At 63.6% G+C, this 15629-nt stretch carries 13 protein-coding genes and 1 tRNA gene; 11 read left to right on the top strand and 3 right to left on the bottom strand.

The window, feature by feature from the left end; genetic code table 11:
* Positions 1 to 533 precede the first annotated feature (533 nt).
* Positions 534 to 621, bottom strand: a tRNA-Ser gene (locus EV674_RS03655).
* Between the two features lie 363 nt (positions 622 to 984).
* On the opposite strand from EV674_RS03655, the gene EV674_RS03650 reads away from it, so the two are divergent.
* The 10 genes from EV674_RS03650 to EV674_RS03605 all read left to right on the top strand — a co-directional run bounded on the left by EV674_RS03650 (position 985) and on the right by EV674_RS03605 (position 12061).
* Positions 985 to 1896 carry a bifunctional GNAT family N-acetyltransferase/nucleoside diphosphate kinase regulator gene (locus EV674_RS03650; protein ID WP_119012022.1) on the top strand — a complete coding sequence of 304 codons (912 nt, stop codon included), beginning with the start codon at positions 985 to 987 and terminating at the stop codon, positions 1894 to 1896.
* Between the two features lie 346 nt (positions 1897 to 2242).
* Positions 2243 to 2455, top strand: coding sequence for a formate dehydrogenase (locus EV674_RS17685; protein WP_119012021.1), 213 nt, complete (start codon positions 2243 to 2245; stop codon positions 2453 to 2455).
* A gap of 15 nt (positions 2456 to 2470) precedes the next feature.
* Entirely contained in the window at positions 2471 to 5437 is a 2967-nt protein-coding gene (locus tag EV674_RS03640) for a formate dehydrogenase subunit alpha (protein ID WP_119012020.1), read from the top strand.
* Between the two features lie 24 nt (positions 5438 to 5461).
* The gene (gene fdh3B / locus EV674_RS03635; protein WP_119012019.1) at positions 5462 to 6094 is read left to right on the top strand and encodes a formate dehydrogenase FDH3 subunit beta; all 633 of its coding nucleotides are present in this window, start codon (positions 5462 to 5464) and stop codon (positions 6092 to 6094) included.
* Positions 6091 to 6321, top strand: a complete 231-nt coding sequence (locus tag EV674_RS03630) for a hypothetical protein (protein WP_119012018.1) — start codon at positions 6091 to 6093, stop codon at positions 6319 to 6321. Before fdh3B ends, EV674_RS03630 begins: the two co-directional genes overlap by 4 nt.
* A 23-nt stretch (positions 6322 to 6344) precedes the next feature.
* Positions 6345 to 7541: a formate dehydrogenase subunit gamma gene (locus tag EV674_RS03625; protein ID WP_119012060.1), complete on the top strand. Its 1197-nt coding sequence runs from the start codon at positions 6345 to 6347 to the stop codon at positions 7539 to 7541.
* Between the two features lie 14 nt (positions 7542 to 7555).
* Positions 7556 to 7924: a hypothetical protein gene (locus EV674_RS03620; protein WP_241524860.1), complete on the top strand. Its 369-nt coding sequence runs from the start codon at positions 7556 to 7558 to the stop codon at positions 7922 to 7924.
* An 84-nt stretch (positions 7925 to 8008) separates the two neighbouring features.
* Positions 8009 to 8905: a formate dehydrogenase accessory sulfurtransferase FdhD gene (locus EV674_RS03615; RefSeq protein WP_119012016.1), complete on the top strand. Its 897-nt coding sequence runs from the start codon at positions 8009 to 8011 to the stop codon at positions 8903 to 8905.
* Between the two features lie 105 nt (positions 8906 to 9010).
* Positions 9011 to 11530, top strand: a complete 2520-nt coding sequence (locus EV674_RS03610) for an ABC transporter permease (protein WP_119012015.1) — start codon at positions 9011 to 9013, stop codon at positions 11528 to 11530.
* Positions 11531 to 11593: 63 nt separating this feature from the next.
* Positions 11594 to 12061, top strand: a complete 468-nt coding sequence (locus tag EV674_RS03605) for a group II truncated hemoglobin (protein ID WP_119012014.1) — start codon at positions 11594 to 11596, stop codon at positions 12059 to 12061.
* Between the two features lie 82 nt (positions 12062 to 12143).
* On the opposite strand, the gene EV674_RS03600 is transcribed toward EV674_RS03605, so the two are convergent.
* Positions 12144 to 12890, bottom strand: a complete 747-nt coding sequence (locus EV674_RS03600; protein WP_119012013.1) for a LytR/AlgR family response regulator transcription factor — start codon at positions 12888 to 12890, stop codon at positions 12144 to 12146.
* Positions 12887 to 14074, bottom strand: coding sequence for a sensor histidine kinase (locus EV674_RS03595; protein WP_119012012.1), 1188 nt, complete (start codon positions 14072 to 14074; stop codon positions 12887 to 12889). The genes EV674_RS03600 and EV674_RS03595 overlap by 4 nt, the downstream gene beginning before the upstream one ends.
* A 51-nt stretch (positions 14075 to 14125) precedes the next feature.
* Between EV674_RS03595 and argH the strand changes: the two genes are divergently transcribed.
* On the top strand, positions 14126 to 15622 hold the full coding sequence (gene argH / locus EV674_RS03590) for an argininosuccinate lyase (RefSeq protein ID WP_119012011.1): 1497 nt from the start codon (positions 14126 to 14128) through the stop codon (positions 15620 to 15622).
* The last annotated feature ends 7 nt before the right edge of the window (positions 15623 to 15629 follow it).

Below are 15629 nucleotides of genomic sequence, written 5' to 3'. Positions count from 1 at the left end.
GGAATGATCAAGGCACAGGGTGTTCTGGCTGGCAGGAATGTGTAAACACCAGGGGGCGCAACATGTACTTTCATGTGTACGACCCTGTCCGTTTGATAGAGCAGGTTGTTGATCAACGTCTGGATCGGTACGTTGGTTTTTTTGTACTGTCGCCGTCTTGGGCTTGGCATAGCGTTATCTGGTAAGACACATGCCGGTGAGTCGATCAGCCGCAGCAAGGGCTGAGAGTGCGCTAGCAAGGCGCTTGCGGCCTATCTATTGGACTATGACGACCAACCGCAGGAGAAATGTGTGGCTGTGGTCATTGGTCTGCATAGCGCGTGAGTTGTGCCGCTGTGGTGGCAAACCTGTAGATTAAGAGGTGCGTGAGTGCGTTGGATACGTTGAGGTCGTCAGTCTGTTGAGCGGTAACGCTTCCAGGCTTGTCCAAAAACGTCTAGTCCAAGCCAGCATGCCATGGCATACCAGATGGCATACCGAACAAGGTACAAAAGAAAAAACCCCAAGTAAATCAATTACTTAGGGCTGAATGCTGGCGGAGACTGTGAGATTCGAACTCACGGACGGTTGCCCGTCGGCAGTTTTCAAGACTGCTGGTTTAAACCACTCACCCAAGTCTCCGGGGTTGGAAGCTGCGTATTTTAGCTGGTTGCGCGCGCGATTTTGACGAGCCTGTAGCGCGTTTCGATGAACTGGGCCACTTCAGTTGGTTGTCCAGGGTGTTGAGGTAGATCATGGTGAAGGGTCTGAGCCCCTGGCCCTTGGTATGCATGGGGCACTTCCAGGTTGGAACCTGCATGGGAGCTGCCGACTGGGTGCCAAGAAGTGAAGTTGGACTTGCCTGATTTGCCGCGTGAGACGCACGGGTTCAGCAATGCCTTGAATCGCCGCGCTCACGCTGTCCTAAAATAAGCACTCTATCGAAAGAACCGTCATGGCCGCAGCCATGAAAGGCTTTCATTCTTGCAGCCAAATGTGGTGAAGATGACCAAGCCTTTCATATCTCTGTGTCCCGAGATCACTCGGGCAGACGCATTCAATCTCATGGACTGGTTGGAAGACGAGCACGTGACCCGCTACCTGAGCGATTCGCGCCACGTCTCGCGCTTCATTGAGCAGGTCATTGGGCGGGTTCAGTTGCCTATCCTGACGCATCTGTTCAACCAAGGTGGCCGGTTCTTTATGGCCTACGACCGGGATGATGTGCCGGTCGGCTTTGTGCGTCTCGTCAAGGCAGGTACGGACTGCGAGATGGTCTTGGTCATCGGCAACCGCGACAACTGGGGCCGCAAGCTCGGGGCCAGCGCCATACGCGAAGGCATGAAGCTCGCGTTCTTCGACATGCGGGCCGAGAAACTCATCGCCAAAATCCACGCGGACAACGAGCGCTCGCTGAAAGCCTTTGAACGCTGCGGTTTCCTGCTGGAAAGCCAGACGCCTGCCCTGCATTCCTTTGCCATGACCTCGGATCGGTATCTCCGGCTGTTGCGCGAAAGCCCCGCAGATTACGTCACCGATATCCACATTACCGAAGTCGATAAAGCGCGGCTCAGGAGCCTGCTTGCGTTCGAGCACACCTCCACTGTGTTCGAGCTGGAGCACGAGATTGAGCGGGCCATCGTCGTTGATCCGCACCAAGTGGCGCAGGATGTTGTCACGATGAATTCCAGGGCCTTGGTGCAGCTGGACGATGAAAAAGTAGAAGTGGCGCTGGTTTATCCAGAAGATGCGGACGGTAGTGCGGGGAAGCTGTCGGTTTGCTCCGGCATTGGCACCGCGATCCTGGGCTACAAAGAGGGTGATGCCTTCGACTGGCGCATGACGAACCGAACCCGCCACATCCGGATTGAGAAGGTGCTGTACCAACCGGAAGCCGCAGGCGATTTCCACCTGTAGGTTTGCACGCTGCGCTACAGCCGCTAGCGGCGCCTGAGCGCCCGGGGCGACCAGGAGCAGGTGGTCAAGCTGACTTCGTCCAGCGCGGACAAGTCACTTACCCTGCGCTTCGTCGCTGAAGACGAGTATTTCATGCAACTGCCGGGGCCTGTTGGGCCTTGCTGGCATGCGTTGGTTGCGCTTTTTTGTCTTTGAACCCCCATCGCCAGGCCGGTGACTTGTGTGTAATTGTGTAGAAGACCCAGGGGGGGATACGGCACAAGAATTGCGCAGGCAGTGTGCTGTCGCATAGACTCGCACCACTGTATGCACAGTGATTCATAACCGACAGCTTTTGGAGACAACGATGCAGGATCGCCCGCACACCCCCTCTCGCCGCAGTTTTTTTGCTGGAGCCGCTGCTGCCGGTGCCGCTGCCACTGCGGTGGTGGCTCTGCCACGTGCAGTGGGTGAGCCCGCTGCTGCGCCTTCTTTGCCTGCCCGTGAGATGCCTGAGCGTGGTGGTGGTTACCACCTGTCTGAGCACGTGAAGCACTACTACAAGACCACACAAATCTGACAGGAGGGCAGCGCCATGTTGCTGACCAAAAAAACTTCTTCTGCGGCGCCGGTATCAGGCGCTTCGCCTTTTGTTCACAGCTTGCGCAGAGGCTTGGCACAAGCGCTGCCAACAATGGACCGCCGCGCGTTTTTGCGCCGCTCGGGTTTGGGTGTGGGCGTGGGCCTGGCAGCTACCCAGTTGACGCTGGTGAAAAAATCCAATGCCGCCGAAGGCGCCAAGGTGGCTGTTGGCAGCAGCAAAATCGAGGTGCGTCGCACGGTGTGTACCCATTGCTCGGTGGGCTGCGCGGTGGATGCGGTGGTCGAAAATGGCGTTTGGGTTCGTCAAGAGCCTGTGTTCGACTCCCCCATCAATTTGGGGGCGCACTGTGCCAAGGGCGCGTCGCTGCGTGAGCATGGCCATGGCGAATACCGCCTGCGCTACCCGATGAAGCTGGTCAACGGCAAGTACGAGCGCATCAGCTGGGATGTGGCCCTCAACGAAATTTCGGCCAAGATGCTGGAGCTGCGCAAGGCCAGCGGGCCTGATTCGCTGTATGTGGTCGGTTCGTCCAAGCACAACAACGAGCAGGCCTATTTGCTGCGCAAGTGGATGAGCTTCTGGGGCAGCAACAACTGCGATCACCAGGCGCGCATCTGCCACAGCACCACGGTGGCTGGTGTGGCCAACACCTGGGGTTATGGCGCCATGACCAATTCGTACAACGACATGCAAAACAGCAAGGTCGCTTTGTACATCGGCTCCAATGCTGCCGAAGCCCACCCGGTGAGCATGCTGCACATGCTGCACGCCAAAGAAACCGGCTGCAAGATGATTGTGGTGGACCCGCGCTTTACCCGTACCGCTGCCAAGGCCGACGAGTACGTGCGCATTCGCTCCGGCACCGATATTCCTTTCCTGTTTGGTCTGCTGTACCACATCTTCAAAAATGGTTGGGAAGACAAAAAGTACCTCCACGACCGTGTCTATGGCATGGAGAAGGTGCGCGAAGAAGTCCTGGCCAAGTGGACGCCCGACAAAGTGGAAGAGGCCTGCGGTGTGCCCGAGGCGCAGGTGCTCAAGGTAGCGACCATCCTGAACGCAAATCGGCCAGGCACGATTGTCTGGTGCATGGGCCAGACGCAGCACAGTATTGGCAATGCGATTGTGCGGGCCTCGTGCCTGTTGCAGCTGGCGTTGGGCAACGTGGGCAAGAGCGGCGGCGGCACCAACATTTTCCGGGGCCACGACAACGTGCAGGGCGCTACCGACGTGGGCCCTAACCCCGACTCCTTGCCCGGTTACTACGGCCTGGCAGAAGGTGCCTGGAAGCACTTTGCCAAAGCCTGGGGCGTCGACTTTGAGTGGATCAAGGGCCGCTATGCCAGCCCGGCCATGATGACCAAAAGCGGCATCACGGTATCGCGCTGGATCGATGGTGTGCTGGAGAAAAACGAGCTGATCGACCAGGACTCCAACCTGCGCGGTGTGTTCTTCTGGGGCCATGCGCCCAACTCGCAGACGCGCGGCTTGGAGATGAAGCGCGCCATGGACAAGCTCGACTTGCTGGTGGTGGTAGATCCTTACCCATCGGCCACCGCTGCCATGGCCGCCATGCCCGGCAAGCCCGAAGACCTCAATCCCAACCGTGCCGTGTACCTGTTGCCTGCGGCCACGCAGTTTGAGACCAGCGGTTCCTGCACGGCCTCCAACCGCTCTCTCCAGTGGCGTGAGAAAGTGATTGAGCCACTCTGGGAGAGCCGCACTGACCACATGATCATGTACCAGTTCGCACAGAAACTGGGCTTTGACAAAGAGCTGATCAAGAACGTGAAGCTGCACAAGGTCAAGGGCATGGATGAGCCCGTGGTCGAGGACATCCTGCGCGAAATCAACCAGAGCTTGTGGACCATTGGCTACACCGGCCAGAGCCCTGAGCGCCTCAAGGCCCACATGAAGAACATGCATGTGTTCGACGTGAAAACCCTCAAGGCCAAGGGTGGCAAAGACCCTGAAACCGGCTACGACTTTGCGGGTGACTACTTCGGCCTGCCTTGGCCTTGCTATGGCACGCCCGAGCTCAAGCACCCTGGCTCGCCCAACCTGTACGACACCTCCAAGCACGTGATGGATGGTGGTGGCAATTTCCGCGCCAACTTTGGTGTGGAGCGCGATGGTCAAACGCTGCTGGCCGAAGACGGTTCCCACTCTTTGGGTGCCGACATCACCACCGGCTACCCCGAGTTTGACCATGTGCTGCTGAAAAAGCTGGGCTGGTGGGATGACCTCACCGCCGCGGAAAAAACCGCCGCTGAGGGCAAGAACTGGAAAACCGACATGTCTGGCGGCATACAGCGCGTGGTCATGAAGGTGCATGGTTGCCACCCGTTTGGCAACGCCAAGGCGCGTGCGGTGGTCTGGAACTTTCCCGACCCGATCCCGCAGCACCGCGAACCTTTGTACGGTACGCGCCCGGACATGGTGGCCAAGTACCCCACCCACGACGACAAAAAAGCCTTCTGGCGCCTGCCCACGCTCTACAAGTCCATCCAGGACAAGAACGTGGCGGACAAGGTTTATGAAAAATTCCCGCTCATCCTGACCTCGGGCCGGTTGGTCGAGTACGAAGGCGGTGGCGAGGAAACCCGCTCCAATCCCTGGCTGGCCGAGTTGCAGCAAGAGGCCTTTGTGGAAATCAACCCCAAGGCGGCAGCTGACCGGGGCATCCGCAACGGCGAGCGTGTGTGGCTCAGCTCGCCCACCGGCGCACGGCTCAATGTGCAGGCGCTGGTCACGGAGCGGGTGGGCCCGGACACGGTCTGGATGCCGTTTCACTTCTCGGGCCGCTGGCAGGGCGTGGATATGTTGGCGCACTACCCCAAGGGCGCAGCACCCATCGTGCGCGGGGAGGCCGTTAACACCGCCACGACCTACGGCTACGACAGCGTGACCATGATGCAGGAAACCAAGACCACGGTCTGCAACATCGAAAAAGCCTAAAGCCACCACCGATTGGAGACCGACATGGCACGAATGAAATTTATCTGCGACGCCGAGCGTTGCATCGAATGCAATGGCTGCGTGACTGCCTGCAAGAACGAGCACGAGGTGCCCTGGGGCGTGAACCGCCGCCGCGTGGTCACGCTCAACGACGGTGTGCCGGGCGAGAAGTCCATCTCGGTGGCCTGCATGCATTGCAGCGACGCGCCTTGCATGGCCGTTTGCCCGGTCAACTGTTTCTACCGCACCGATGAAGGTGTGGTGCTGCACGACAAGGATGTCTGCATCGGCTGCGGCTATTGCAGCTATGCCTGCCCGTTTGGCGCGCCGCAGTTTCCGTCGCAAGGCACTTTTGGCATGCGCGGCAAGATGGACAAATGCACGTTCTGCGCCGGTGGCCCCGAGGCCAACGGCAGCCAGGCAGAGTTTGAGAAATACGGTCGCAACCGCCTGGCCGAAGGCAAATTGCCCGCTTGCGCGGAAATGTGCTCCACCAAGGCCTTGCTGGCCGGTGATGGCGATGTGGTTGCCGATATTTTCCGCAGCCGTGTGGTGCAGCGCGGTAAAGGTGCCGAGGTATGGGGCTGGGGAACAGCGTACGGCTCCAAACAAGCCGGTCAGCCGCCCGTGCAGGCCACCGAAGGAGCCAAGCCATGAAACGCACTGTAGTCATTGGGAGCGCCATGGCCGCTGTGCTGGCGCTGGCAGCTTGTGGCGAGCGACCACAAACAGCCACCGGCTCGAAAAAAGACACGGCGTCTTATCAGGGCACGGGCAGCAATTTTGTGCAGCAGGGCTGGACGCCTGGCGACAAAACCAGCTGGGAGCAGCACCTGCGCGCACGCCAGCAGCGTGGTCAGAACGATTACTCCCGCATGCCTTGATTGCGAGGTTCGCCATGAAACCCATGAAACACCTTGTGTGCGCTTTGCTGGTGGCCAGCGGCGCGGCACTTGCGCCAGCCGCCTGGGCGCAGGCGCCCGCGAGTCCGGCGGTCACACCATCGCCACCAGCGGTTGTTGCGGCGCCTGTCATCGCTGGCATCCAGAGTCAGAGCATTTTTGAGGTCAAGCCAGACGCCAGCCAGGACAGTGGCTATGCCAGCCAGACCAATGCCGAGCGTGCCCAGGTGCAGCCCGGTAACAACGCGCCGATGTGGCGCCAGGTAGGGCAGGGCGTGACCGGCTACAGCAGCCTGCCTAAAACGCAGGCCCCCGAGGCGGGCAACCTGATCCAGCCGTTTGTGCAGTACCCTGGCTCGCGCTTGACGAATGCGGGTGAGGCTTGGCGTCAGGTGCGCAACCAGTGGATCATTCCTTATGGCGCCGCCTTGCTGGGCATCGTCGTGTTGGCCCTGTCCATCTTTTACTTTGCCAAGGGCACCATGGGCCACGAGCACCCCGACACGGGGCGCCGCATCGAGCGTTTCACGCCGTTTGAGCGCGCCGCACACTGGGCCAATGCGTTCGCCTTCATTGCGCTGGCGCTGTCGGGCATCGTGATGGCGTTTGGCAAGTTCTTCCTGCTGCCGCTGATGGGCAGTGCGCTGTTTGGCTGGCTCACTTTTGCCTTGAAGAACGTGCATAACTTCATGGGCCCGTTGTTTGCCGTGTCGTTGCTGGTCATCATCGTGACCTTTGTCAAAGACAACATTGCCAACCGCGCTGATTTTGTCTGGCTCAGCAAGGCGGGCGGCATGCTGGGTGGCCACGATCAGGTGCCTTCGCACCGATTCAATGCGGGTGAAAAAGGCTTGTTCTGGTGGGGTGTCACCATCCCCGGCATCGTGGTGGTAGGCACGGGCCTGGTGCTGGATAAGCTCATCCCCGGCGTGGGTGAGTTGCGCGGGCAGATGCAGATTGCCCACATGCTGCACGCTGCGTTGGCCATCTGGATGATGGCGCTGGTTCTGGGCCATATCTACATGGGCACCGTCGGCATGCGTGGTGCTTACAAGGCCATGAAAACGGGCTATGTTTCTGAAGGCTGGGCGCAAGAGCACCACGCGCTGTGGGCCGAAGATGTGCGCACGGGCAAGATTCCTGCCCAGCGCAGTGGCCCGGTGGCTGTTTCTCCTGATGCTGGCCGTACGGCGCAGGTCTGAGGTAAACCATGACTATGAATATGCGTAACCCATTGCTGGCGGTACTGGCCGCCACTGTTTCTTGTATGGCCTTGGCCAAATTGCCAGCCGCCACCCCAGAGGCACAGGCCAAAGCCGCTGAAGCGGCTGCCAAGTCCGCCTGGAGCGGCAAGGTAGATGCTTACCAGTTGTGCTTGGCGCAGGACAAGGTGGCCGCGCGCTTTCGCCAGAAAGCGGCCGAAGGGGCCAGCACTGCTGCTTGCGTGAATCCGGGGCCTTTTGTGTACACGCCACCGGCAGAGCAGCCCGCAGCAACCACAGCGGGTGCGCCCGCTACCGGGGCTGCGCCTGCCGCACCGGCAACCCCCGCTTCGGCACCGGCAGCGCCTGCGCCCAAATCCTGAGTAGCGCTTGCGCTGCCACGCGGCCCCTGCGAGATCGTCCACACGCTCGCTGGGGCCGTTTTCTTTTGCCTGTACGCTGGCGCCATGCAAAACGATACCCACTGCACACCCTCTGGCCTTTTCAGGCTGCCCCGCCTCACGCAGGCGCAAGCCCCGCTGACCCAGGCGGTCGAGGTGGTCAACGAGCGCGGCGAGCGCGAGCGCATCCACATCCCCGCCGAGCGAGCCTTGACCGTGTACGTGGACAAGCGCGAGCTGGTCACGCTGATGACGCTGGGCGCCCATCCCGAGTGGCTGGTGCTGGGCTACTTGCGCAACCAGCGGCTGCTGGCATCGGTGCACGACATTGACTCCATCACCGTGGACTGGTCGGTCAACGCCGCCGCCGTCAAAACGCGCAGCGGCATAGACCACATTGAAGAGCGCACCGCCAGCAAGGTGGTGACCACCGGCTGCGGCCAAGGCAGCGTTTTTGGCGGCCTGATGGACGAGGTCGATCGCATCCACCTGCCTCCTGCGCAACTGACACAGGCGCAGCTCTACGGCATCGTGAACGCCATTCGGGTCAAAGAAAGCACCTACAAATCGGCAGGCTCGGTACACGGCTGCGCGCTGTTCCAGGGAGAAGAGTTGCTGATTTTTGTCGAAGACGTGGGCCGCCACAACGCCATCGACACCATTGCCGGCTGGATGTGGATGCAGCCCGGTGCGGGTGACGCCGGGCTGCCGGGGGCCGACAAGGTGTTCTACACCACAGGCCGCCTGACCAGCGAGATGGTCATCAAATCGGCACAGATGGGAGTACCCATTGTCGTCTCGCGCAGCGGCATGACGCAGATGGGCCACGCGCTGGCGCAGCAGCTGGGCCTGTGCGCCATTGGCCGCGCGACCAACCGGCGCTTTCTGTGCTACAGCGCCCCTGAGCGGCTGCGGCTACAGCCCGCGCTGGCCGAGCCCGCCGCGCTGCCAGGATCAGACTAACCCCGCACGGGCGCTGCCTGAGCGCCCGCACCTGCTTTGAAGCGCCTGGCACCGGTACCCCTGAAGCCCGGCAGGGCGGGTGATTTGCGCTAAGGTGCCGCTCCCATGAACCTCACTTTTCTCCGACTGGGCTGGCGCACGCTGTGGCGCGACCTGCGCGCGGGCGAGCTGCGCCTGCTGATGGTGGCTGTGACCCTGGCCGTGGCAGCGCTCTCCTCGGTGGGCTTTTTTGCCGACCGGCTGCAGGGCGGTTTGCAGCGCGATGCGCGCCAGCTGCTGGGCGGCGATGCCGTCGTCGCCAGCGACCAGCCCACGCCCGCTGCGTTTGTCGAGCGCGCCCAAGCGCTGGGCCTGCAAAGCGTCACCACCCTGGGGTTTCCGACCATGGCCCGCGCCAGCGATGCGCAGGGTGGCGCGGCCAAGCTGGTGGCGCTCAAAAGCGTGCAGCCGGGCTACCCCCTGCGTGGCAGCCTGACCGTGTCGGCTGGCCCCGGTATGGTGGGTCAGGCTACCCGTGACATTCCCACGCCCGGCGAGGTTTGGGTGGACGAGCCCTTGCTGCAAGCCCTGGAGCTGCGCGTGGGCGATGTGCTGCTGCTGGGCGACGCGCAACTGCGCATTGCCCGCACCATCGTCATTGAGCCCGACCGGGGATCGGGCTTCATGAGCTTTGCGCCACGCGCCATGCTCAATGCGGCCGACCTGCCCGCCACCGGCCTGGTGCAGCCTGCCAGCCGCCTGACCTACCGCTTTGCCGTGGCTGGCCCCGAAGCAGCCGTGCAGCAGTTCAGCCAATGGGCCGCGGTGGAAGCACAAAAGCCCGCCATCCACGGCGTGCGCATCGAATCCCTGGAGAGTGGCCGCCCGGAAATGACGCAAACGCTGGACCGCGCGCAAAAGTTCCTCAACCTGGTGGCCCTGCTGGCCGCACTGCTGTCGGCGGTGGCCGTGGCGCTGGCGGCGCGCGGTTTTGCCGCCAGCCACCTGGACGCGTCAGCCCTGCTGCGCGTACTGGGCCAGAGCCAGGCCACCATCGCCTGGAGCTACACCTTCGAATTTGCCTTGGTGGGCCTGTGTGCCAGCGCCCTGGGCGTGGTGCTGGGTTTTGGCGTGCATTACGTGTTTGTGCTCCTGCTGGCGGGCTTGGTGGAGTCGGCACTGCCCGCTGCCAGCCTGTGGCCCGCGCTGCTGGGCCTGGGCGTGGGCCTGACCTTGCTGCTGGCCTTTGGCCTGCCGCCGGTGTTGCAGTTGGCGCAGGTGCCGCCGCTGCGCGTCATCCGGCGCGATGTGGGGGCGTTGCGCCCGGCATCGCTGGCGGTGCTGGCGCTGGGCGTGCTGGGTTTTGCGGCATTGCTGTTGGTGGTCAGCCGCGATCTGAAGCTGGGCCTGATCGCCGTGGGTGGCTTTGCCGCTGCCGTGGTGCTGTTTGCTGCCATGGCCTGGGTAGTGGTCAAGCTGCTGCGCCGCACGGTGAATGAGGCCACGGCGCCGCGCTGGCTGGTGCTGGCCACGCGCCAGATCAGCGCCCGTCCGGCTTACGCCGTGGTGCAAGTCAGTAGCCTGGCCGTGGGCCTCTTGGCGCTGGTGCTGCTGGTGCTGCTGCGCACCGACCTGATTGCCAGCTGGCGCCAGGCCACGCCACCCGACGCACCCAACCGCTTCGTCATCAACGTGCAGCCCGACCAGGCCGACGCCTTTCAGCAGGCGCTGCAAGCTGCGGGCGTGCGCCAGTACGACTGGTATCCGATGATCCGTGGCCGCCTGGTGGCCGTGAACGATCGCCCCGTGGGCCCGGACGACTACACCGAAGACCGTGCCAAGCGCCTGGTGGACCGCGAGTTCAACCTCTCCAATGCCGCGCAGGCACCCGCACACAACCAGGTGGTGGCGGGCCGCTGGACGCCACAAGAAAAAGGCGCCATCAGCGTGGAAGAGGGCCTGGCCGACACCCTGGGACTGCGCCTGGGCGACCGGCTGCGTTTTGACATTGGCGGTGTGCAAACCGATGCGCGCATCACCTCGCTGCGCAAGGTGGACTGGGGCTCAATGCGGGCCAACTTTTTTGCCATGTACCCCGTCGATCACCTCGATGGCGTGGCCGTGACGTACCTGGCCGCCTACCGCGCCCCCAACGCGCCGGGGTTTGACAACGCGCTGGTGCGCCAGTTTCCCAACATCACCAACGTGGACATGGGCGCCACGCTGGCGCAGGTGCAGCGCGTGCTGGACCAGGTGATCCGGGCGGTGGAGTTTTTGTTTGCCTTCACGCTGGCGGCCGGGCTGGTGGTGCTGTTTGCCGCCGTCACCGCCACGCGCGAGGAGCGCGCCCGCGAGTTCGCCATCATGCGGGCGCTGGGTGCGCGCGCCAGCCTGCTGCGCCAGGTGCAGCGCGCCGAGCTGGCTGGTGTCGGCTTGCTGGCGGGCTTTCTGGCCAGCAGCGTGGCCGTGGCGGTGGGCTGGGCGCTGGCGCGTTACGTGTTCGATTTCCACTGGACGGCATCGCTGTGGGTGCCCTTGGCGGGCAGTGCCGCAGGCGCCGTGCTGGCCCTGCTGGCTGGCTGGTGGGGCCTGCGCGAGGTGCTGCAACGCCCGGTGGTGGATATGCTGCGCCGCACTGCCGAATAAAATTCACTCATTTTTTGATAGCTGGTAGCGCTCACCACCAGGGCGATAGAGGCACTTTTGACTATGAAAACAGACGACACCGAGACATCTGCCCCTGCACCAACCGAACAGGCCGAACCAGCGGTACAAACCGCAGCGCCTGCGCCGCAAATCACCGCTTTTGAACTGATAGGCGGTGAGCCCCAGTTGCAGGCCCTGACCGAGCGCTTTTACGCCCTGATGGACTTGGAGCCCGCCTACGCCGAGTTGCGCGCCACCCACGGCAGCACGCTGGACGAGGCACAGCAAAAACTGTTCTGGTTTTTGTGTGGCTGGCTGGGCGGGCCGGATTATTTCGTCGAGCGCTTTGGCCACCCGCGCCTGCGCGCACGCCACATGCCGTTCTCGATTGGCATCAAGGAGCGCGACCAGTGGGTGGCCTGCATGAACCAGGCCATGCTGGAAACCGGCATCCCCGGGCCCCTGCGCGAGCGCCTGCACGAGAGTTTTCTCAACACCGCCGACTGGATGCGCAACCGCCAGGGCGCCTGAAGCGCCGTACGTGCTGTGCCCGGGGGCGGGCCAGCAAACCGGCAGATTCTGGCAGGCGCCAAGGGTCAGGCAGCAGGTCTTGTCAGCGCGTCAGCGCCTCGCGCACCGCTGCCACCTGCCGGCGCGATACCGCCAGCAACTCACCCAGCCCTTGCAGGCGCACCGCCCAGCCTTCGCCCTCTTCGGGGTCGTAGTGCTTTTCCAGTGCCCGCACGGCGCGCTGCGCTACCAGGGCGTTGCGGTGGATGCGCAAAAAGTGCGGTGCGTGGCGCGCCTCCAGTTCATTGAGCGAGGCGTCCAGGATGTAGCTGCGTGCGGCGGTGCGCACCGTCACGTATTTCTGTTCGGCTTTGAAGTACAGCACCTGCGCCAGCGGCAAGCGCTCGGTGCGGCCCCGGTCTTGGATCAGCAGCACCTCGCCGTCGTGGGGTGCGGGGGCTGCGGGCTGTGTGGCGCTGGCGCGCTGCGCTTTGGCCAGTGCCTGCTGCAAGCGCTCGCGGCGCACGGGTTTGGTCAGGTAGTCCACCGCGTCCAGCTCAAAAGCGCTCACGGCGTGCTCGGTGTGGGCCGTGACAAAGACCAGTGCGGGCGGGTAGGCCAGCGTTTGCAAGGTGTGCGCCAGGCCCAAGCCGTCTTGCCCGGGCATGTGAATGTCCAGCAGCACCACGTCAAAGGCACGTCCGCTGGTGGGTGCCAGCAGGGCCAGGGCATCAGCTGCAGTGGCTGCCTCGCTCAGTTGGTGGGGCAGGCCCGGCGGGGCGATGTCGGCCAGCAGGGTGCGCAGGCGGCTGCGCGCCAGCGCCTCGTCGTCAACGATCAGGATGTTCATGGGGCAGGGCGCGCGGCTGCGCGGCGGCGTGGGGCTGGTGGAGCGGCAGTGCCGGGCAGGCGGGACGGTGTGGTTGCGGTGGTGGGGGCTGTGGTGGGGGCTGTGGTGGCGCGGGGTGCGGGCAGGGTGATGCGCACCTGGTACAGCCCTTCTTGCACGCCGGCGCTGAAGTCGCACTGCATGTCGTGCAGCAGCGCCAGGCGGGCGCGCACGTTGGCCAGTGCAATGCCGTGCCCCTGCGAGGGCGAGCCCGCCGCCCCCGGTTTTTCGGTAGGCAGCGTGTTGGTGATGCGCACCACCACCCGGCTGCCGCGCAGCTCGGTTTGCACACGCAGCTTGCCGCCGCGCGCGCTGGGCTCTACGCCGTGCTTGACGGCGTTTTCCACCAGCGGTTGCAGCAGCAGCGGTGGCAACTGGGCCTGGCTTGCGCGCGCATCCAGTTGCCACTGCACTTGCAGCCTATCGCCAAAGCGCACTTGCTCAATCGCCAGATAGCGCTGGGCCAGCTGGATTTCCTGCGCCAGCGTGACGGCCTCGCCTTGCTCGATGAGGGCGTGGCGGAACAGGTCGCTGAGGTCTTCCAGAAGCGACTCGGCGCGGGCGGGCTCTTCGCGTACCAGGGCGATGGCGCTGTTGAGGGTGTTGAACAAAAAGTGCGGTCGGATGCGCGATTGCAGCTCGGTCAGGCGCGCTGTGGTGGCCGCAGGTGTTCTGCCGCGTGCGCGCAGCACCAGCGCCACCACCAACAGCGCGGCCAGCAGCGCGCCGCTGGCACCGCTGGCCAGCCACGGCGGCTGCACTGCCATGCCCACCAGGGTCAGCATGGCGCAGGCGCACAGGCCCGCCAGCGTCCCCAGCAGCACGCCCGCTGCCAGCTGGCCGCTGGTGCTGCGCCGTTGCAGCAGGGTTTTCAGGCTGCACGCTGCCAGCAGCCATGCCAGCGTAGCGGGCAGGGCGCCGCCCGTGAGCAGCGCCAACTGCGCCAGCCACTGCACCAGCGTATCGGTACCGTACATGGCGCCCACGCCCAGCACGGTTTCGACGAACAACACCGTGCGCAGCACCACGCCCACATGACAGGCATCGAACACCAGCGCACGTCCCGCAGGCGGGTGCCGGTGCGCCTTGGGGCGATTGCCATCGGGCGGTGGGGGCGGGGTCGATAAAATTTGCGGCTTCTGCATTGCGGCATCCGGGCGTTCCGGGTGTCTGTTTCACCGGATTATTGCCCTCCCATGCCCACCAGCCAAACCACCCAGCCCTCCCACAACCAGCTCGACACCAAGGCCCAGGCCTGGTCGGCCCTGTTCTCCGAGCCCATGAGCGATCTGGTCAAGCGCTACACCTCCAGCGTGTTTTTTGACAAGCGCCTGTGGCAAGCCGACATCGCGGGCAGCCTGGCCCACGCCGACATGCTGGCCGCGCAGGGCATCATCGCCGCGCAAGACCTGGCCGATATCCAGCGCGGCATGGCCCAGATCACGGCCGAGATCGAATCCGGCGCATTCGAATGGAAGCTCGACCTCGAAGACGTTCACCTGAACATCGAGGCGCGCCTGACGCAATTGGTGGGCGACGCGGGCAAGCGCCTGCACACGGGCCGCAGCCGCAACGACCAGGTGGCCACCGACGTGCGCCTGTGGCTGCGCGGCGAGATCGACCTGATTGGCGACCTGCTGACCGGGCTGCAGCAAGCGCTGGTTGAAGTGGCTGCCAAGAATGTGGAGGTGATCCTGCCCGGCTTTACCCACCTGCAAGTGGCCCAGCCCGTGAGCTTTGCCCACCACCTGCTGGCCTACGTGGAAATGTTTGCCCGCGATGCCGAGCGCATGCAGGACGTGCGCAAGCGCGTCAACACGCTGCCGCTGGGCAGCGCCGCCCTGGCTGGCACCACCTACCCGCTGGACCGTGAGCGCGTGGCCCGCACCCTGGGCATGGTGGACGCCAGCGGCCAGCCCGTGGTCTGCCAGAACAGCCTGGATGCCGTGAGCGACCGCGACTTTGCCATCGAGTTCACCGCCGCTGCCAGCCTGTGCATGGTGCACATCAGCCGCTTGAGCGAAGAACTCATCATCTGGATGAGCCAGAACTTTGCTTTCATCAAGATTGCCGACCGCTTTACCACCGGCTCGTCGATCATGCCGCAGAAGAAAAACCCCGACGTGCCCGAGCTGGCGCGCGGCAAAACAGGCCGCGTGGTGGGCCATCTCATGGGCCTGATCACCCTGATGAAGGGCCAGCCCCTGGCCTACAACAAGGACAACCAGGAAGACAAAGAGCCTTTGTTCGACACCGTGGACACGCTCAAAGACACGCTGCGCATCTTTGCCGAGATGGTCGGTGGCCAGGTGAACCCGGCCACGGGCGCCAAAGAAGGTGGCATTACCGTCAATGCCCAGGCCATGGAAGACGCCGCCAAGAAGGGCTACGCCACTGCCACCGATCTGGCCGACTACCTGGTCAAGAAGGGCTTGCCCTTCCGCGATGCGCACGAAACCGTGGCCCACGCCGTCAAGGCAGCGCAATCGCACGCCTGCGATTTGTCGGAACTGCCGCTGGCGGTGCTGCAAGGCTTTCACCCGCAGATCGAAAAAGACGTGTATGACTGCCTGAGCCTGCGCGGGTCGCTGGACGCCCGCAACACCCTGGGTGGCACGGCCCCGGTGCAGGTGCGTGCGCAAATCGCCCGCCACCAGGCGCGGCTGGGCCAGCCGTTGGCTGCCAGCGTTTGACGCGGCA

This window comes from Simplicispira metamorpha (assembly GCF_004341365.1).
Classification (GTDB): Bacteria; Pseudomonadota; Gammaproteobacteria; order Burkholderiales; family Burkholderiaceae_C; genus Simplicispira; species Simplicispira metamorpha.
The sequence above is the reverse complement of the archived record's forward strand: the minus strand, read 5'-3'. Positions and strand labels throughout refer to the sequence as shown.